The 4,741-nt window shown below is 75.0% G+C and carries 4 protein-coding genes; 2 read left to right on the top strand and 2 right to left on the bottom strand.

The genetic code is table 11. The features are described from left to right. Window positions 1-58: 58 nt before the first annotated feature. Both GTR00_RS14770 and GTR00_RS14765 read left to right on the top strand, forming a co-directional pair. Window positions 59-1,801 (top strand): GspE/PulE family protein, encoded by a 1,743-nt coding sequence (locus tag GTR00_RS14770; RefSeq protein ID WP_166612362.1) that lies wholly within the window; start codon window positions 59-61, stop codon window positions 1,799-1,801. A gap of 88 nt (window positions 1,802-1,889) precedes the next feature. Continuing rightward, window positions 1,890-3,014 (top strand): Mrp/NBP35 family ATP-binding protein, encoded by a 1,125-nt coding sequence (locus GTR00_RS14765; RefSeq protein WP_166612364.1) that lies wholly within the window; start codon window positions 1,890-1,892, stop codon window positions 3,012-3,014. 54 nt (window positions 3,015-3,068) lie between these two features. Here the strand turns inward: GTR00_RS14765 and GTR00_RS14760 are convergent, their stop codons facing one another. Together GTR00_RS14760 and GTR00_RS14755 are read right to left on the bottom strand one after the other, a co-directional pair. Beyond that, window positions 3,069-3,458: a twin-arginine translocase TatA/TatE family subunit gene (locus GTR00_RS14760; RefSeq protein WP_166612361.1), complete on the bottom strand. Its 390-nt coding sequence runs from the start codon at window positions 3,456-3,458 to the stop codon at window positions 3,069-3,071. A 9-nt stretch (window positions 3,459-3,467) separates the two neighbouring features. Further along, window positions 3,468-4,741, bottom strand: a 1,274-nt coding sequence (locus GTR00_RS14755) for a S1C family serine protease (RefSeq protein ID WP_205705853.1), incomplete at its 5' end; no start/stop codon positions are given.

Here is a 4,741-nt window from a genome sequence, read left to right as displayed (position 1 = left end):
GGCGAGGGGTGGAGCGCTCGGGCTCCAGCTGAGCCGTCCACGTGCCGATGCACGGACCGTGACGACCCTCGACGACTCCCGCTCCGGTGCTCCCGCGCCCGCGGGGCAGACCCGCAGGCGCCTCGGCGACGTGCTCGTCGAGAAGGGTCTGCTGCTGCCGGAGGACCTCGACCACGCGCTCAACGAGCAGCGCAACGCCGAGGGCCCGCGCCGGCGCCTGGGGCAGATCCTCGTCGAGCTCGGCCTGGTCTCCGAGGCGGAGCTGGCGGTGTGCCTGGCGGACCTGCTGAGCCTGGAGCACGTCGACCTGTCGCGCGTGAGCATCGCGCCCGACGTGGTGCGCCTGCTGCCGCGCGCGGTCGCCGAGCGCTGCCGCGTGCTGGTGCTGGACAAGACGCCGGAGTACCTGCTCGTGGCGGCGGCCGACCCCACGAACGTGCTGGCCCTGGACGACGTCAAGCTCTACACCCGCACCCCCGAGCTGCACGTCGTCGTGGCGGTGGACTCGCAGATCCGCGACCACCTGGCGCGCGCCTGGTCGCTGACCGAGGACACCTCCCAGGTCAGCCGCATGGTGGAGGAGGCCTCCGACGACGACGACGAGGACCCGCTGGCGGCCCTCAACGGCTCCGTCGACGACGACGCGCCCATCGTCAAGCTCGTCAACCGGATCCTGTCCGACGCGGTGCGGCTGCGCTGCTCCGACATCCACCTGGAGTCCCAGCGCGACCAGCTGCGGGTGCGCTTCCGCGTCGACGGCCTGCTGCGCGACGTGATGTCCGCGCCCAAGCGCGTCGCACCCAGCGTCATCAGCCGCATCAAAATCATCTCCGGGCTGGACATCTCCGAGCGGCGCGTGCCGCAGGACGGCCGCACCCGCGTCACCGTGGACGGCGCCGCCATCGACTGCCGCGTCTCCACGCTGCCGGCGCTGCACGGCGAGAAGGTCGTCATCCGCCTGCTCACCCGCGGCGACGACGTGCCCAGCCTGGAGTCGCTGGGCTTCGAGCCCGAGCAGCTGGAGGTCTTCACCAGGGCGCTGAGCGTGCCGCAGGGCCTGGTGCTCATCACCGGCCCCACCGGCTCGGGCAAGACGAACACCCTCTACGCGGCCATCCACGCCACGATGTCGCCGGAGAAGAACATCATCACGCTGGAGGACCCCGTCGAGGTCCAGCTGCCCGGCATCACGCAGGTGCAGGTCAACACCAAGGTGGGGATGACGTTCTCCGCCGGTCTGCGCTCCGTGCTGCGCCAGGACCCCGACATCGTCCTCATCGGCGAGGTCCGCGACGCCGAGACGGCCGAGCTGGCGCTGAAGGCGTCGATGACCGGTCACCTGGTGCTGACGACCCTGCACACCAACTCGGCGGTCGGGGCGCTGACCCGCCTGGTGGACATGGGCGCGGCGCCGTTCCTGGTGGCCAGCTCGCTGACCGCCGCGATCGCGCAGCGCCTCGTGCGCCGCCCGTGCGACTCGTGCGCGGACGGCTACATCCCCGACGAGGACACCCTGGCGCTGCTGGGCCTGACGATCGAGGACATCCTGGACGCCACCCCGCTGCGCGGCACCGGCTGCCCGGACTGCGGCGGCACCGGCTACCGCGGGCGCACCGCGGTGTACGAGGTCCTCGACGTCACGCCCAGCGTGCGCAAGGTCCTCATGACCACCCCCACCGAGTCCGCGCTCGGCGAGGAGGCCGCGCGCATCGGCATGAGCACGCTGCGCACCGCGGCGCTGGCCAAGGCGATGCGCGGGGAGACGACCTTCGAGGAGGTCGTGCGCGTCACCGCCGGCTGACGGCGGCGCCCCGCCCCGGACCCGCCGTCCGGGGCCCCGAGGACCACGAGCGGTGCCCGCGGCGGTGCGCACGTACCCTGGCGGCGTGCTGCCCACCCCCGACGCCGTCCGCACCGCCCTGTCGGCGGTCAACGACCCCGAACTGCACCGGCCTATCACCGAGCTGGGGATGGTCGAGCGCGTCGACGTCGGCGACGACGGCGTCGTGGACGTGAAGGTGCTGCTGACGATCGCCGGCTGCCCGATGCGCGAGAAGCTCACCAGCGACGTCAGCGCGGCCGTGCGCGGCGTGGCCGGGGCGCGCGGGGTGCGGGTGCACTTCGGGGAGATGACCCCCGAGCAGCGCAGCGCCCTGACCGTGAAGCTGCGCGGCACCACGCAGGCCGCGCCCACCATCCGCTTCAACGAGCCGGGCAACCTCACGCGCGTCTACGCCGTCGCCTCCGGCAAGGGCGGGGTGGGCAAGTCCAGCGTCACCGTGAACCTGGCCGCGGCGATGGCCGCGGACGGCCTGCGGGTCGGCGTGCTGGACGCGGACGTGCACGGCTTCTCCGTGCCCCGCCTGCTCGGCGTCACCGGCCGCCCCACCAAGGTGGACGCGATGATCCTGCCGCCGAGCGGGCACGGGGTGCGGGTGATCTCCATCGGCATGTTCGTGCCCGGCAACGAGCCGGTGGCCTGGCGCGGGCCGATGCTGCACCGCGCGCTGCAGCAGTTCGCCTCGGAGGTCTTCTGGGGCGACCTGGACGTGCTGCTGCTGGACCTGCCCCCCGGCACCGGCGACATCGCGATCAGCGTCGGCCAGCTCCTGCCCGGCGCGGAGGTGCTCGTGGTGACCACGCCGCAGGCCGCGGCCGCCGAGGTCGCCGAGCGGGCCGGCGCGGTGGCGGCGCAGACGTCCCAGCGGGTCGTGGGCGTGGTGGAGAACATGAGCTGGCTGGAGCTGCCGGACGGGCAGCGCCTGGAGGTGTTCGGCTCCGGCGGCGGTCAGCGGGTGGCGGACTCCCTCACCGCGCGGCTGGGCGCGCCGGTGCCGCTGCTGGGGCAGGTGCCGATGGACGTGACGCTGCGCGAGGGCGGCGACGCGGGGCTGCCGGTGGTGCTCAGCGCCCCGGACTCCCCCGCCGCGGTGGCGCTGCGGGACCTGGCGCGCCACCTGGCGACCCGCCCGCGCGGGCTGGCGGGCCGGCGCCTGGGCGTCAGCGTCGCCTGACGGGCCCCACGCGGTGACCGCGCCCCGGGGTGCGCGCGGCCCCGGGGCGCAGCGTCAGGTGGCGTCCTCGTCGTAGGGCGCGGCGGCCGGGGCCGCGGGGTCCTTCTTCTTCTGCAGGTCCAGGCCGCCGGCGGCGGCGGTGGAGGCGGCGCGGGCCCCGTTGTTCTTCTTCGGGGCGGGGTCGTCGTCCCACACGTCCGACAGCGCGTCGCGCACGATGCGCCGCGGGTCGTACTGGCGCGGGTCGAGCTTCTGCCAGTCGATGTCGTCGAACTCCGGGCCGAGCTCCTCGCGCATCTGCGCCTGCGCGCCCTTGGCGAAGCGGCGCACCGACTTCACCAGGTGCGCGAGCTGTTCGGCGTACTGCGGCAGCCGCTCGGGTCCGAGGACGACCAGGGCCACGACGAGGAGGACGATCAGCTCGCCCCCGTTGATGCCGAACACGGGTGGATCCTAACCGTCGGCTTCGAGGGTCACGGGCACTTGCAGGTCCTGACCGCCCCGGCGGACGGTCAGCGTGACCGTGTCGCCGGGCTGGCGGGCGCGGATGTCCACGATGAGCTCGGCCGGCTCGGTGACCGGGCGCTCGTCGATGGCGAGCACCACGTCCCCCGGGCGCAGGCCCGCCCGCTCCCCCGGCCCGCCGGCCTGCACCGCGCCGGGCTGGTCCAGGATGCGCACGCCCTCGCCGCCGTACTGGTTGTCCAGCGACACCCGGATCACCGGGTGCACCGCGCGGCCGGTGCGGATGAGCTGCTCGGCGGTGCGGCGGGCCTGCTCGGAGGGGATGGAGAAGCCCAGCCCGATGCTGCCGGCGGTGCTGCCGGAGCCGCCGGTGAGGGAGGCGATGGCGGAGTTCACGCCCACCACCTCGCCACGGGCGTTGAGCAGCGGGCCGCCGGAGTTGCCGGGGTTGATCGCCGCGTCGGTCTGGATGGCCTGGATGTACGACGCCTCGCCGGCGCCCTCGCCGCCGGCGGAGACCGGGCGGTTCAGCGCCGAGACGATGCCCTCGGTGACGGTGCCCTGCAGGCCCAGCGGCGCGCCGACGGCCACCACCGGGTCGCCGACGACGACGCTGCCGGAGTCGCCCATCGTCAGCGCGCGCAGGCCGGCGCGCTCCACGCGCACCACGGCCAGGTCGTAGGAGGCGTCGGCGCCCACGACCTCGCCGGCGGCCTGCTGGCCGTCCTGGAACAGCACGGTGACGCCGTCGTCGTAGGCGCCGGCGACGACGTGGTTGTTGGTGAGCACGAACGCCTCGGCCCCGTCCTGCGCCTGCAGCACGAAGCCGGAGCCGGTGCCCGCGCCCTGGCGGCCCTGCACCTGCAGGGAGACCACGCTGGGCAGGGCGGTGGCGGCGATGGCGGCCACGGAGCCGGCGGGGCGCTCGGTGGTGCCCGGGGAGGGCGCGGCCAGGGTGACCGACGGGTACGAGCGCGCGCCGTCCCAGCGGTCCTGCAGCAGGGCCCCGGCGAAGCCGCCGGCCACGCCGAGCAGCAGCACCGCCGACCCGGCGCCGAGGGCGCGCGCGGCGCGCCCGCTGCGGCGCGCGGGCGGAGCCGGCGGCCAGGGGTGCCACTGCGGGTCCTGCTGCCACTGCGGGTCCTGCTGCCACTGCGGGTCCTGCTGCCACTGCGGGTCCTGCTGCCACTGCGGGTCCTGCTGCCACTGCGTGCTGTGCGGGTGGCCCTGCTCGGGGGCGCCGTGGCCGGGCGCCTCGTGCC

The sequence above is a fragment of the Kineococcus indalonis genome, assembly GCF_009906395.1.
GTDB lineage: Bacteria > Actinomycetota > Actinomycetes > Actinomycetales > Kineococcaceae > Kineococcus > Kineococcus indalonis.
This window is presented reverse-complemented; position numbering and strand designations above follow the sequence as displayed.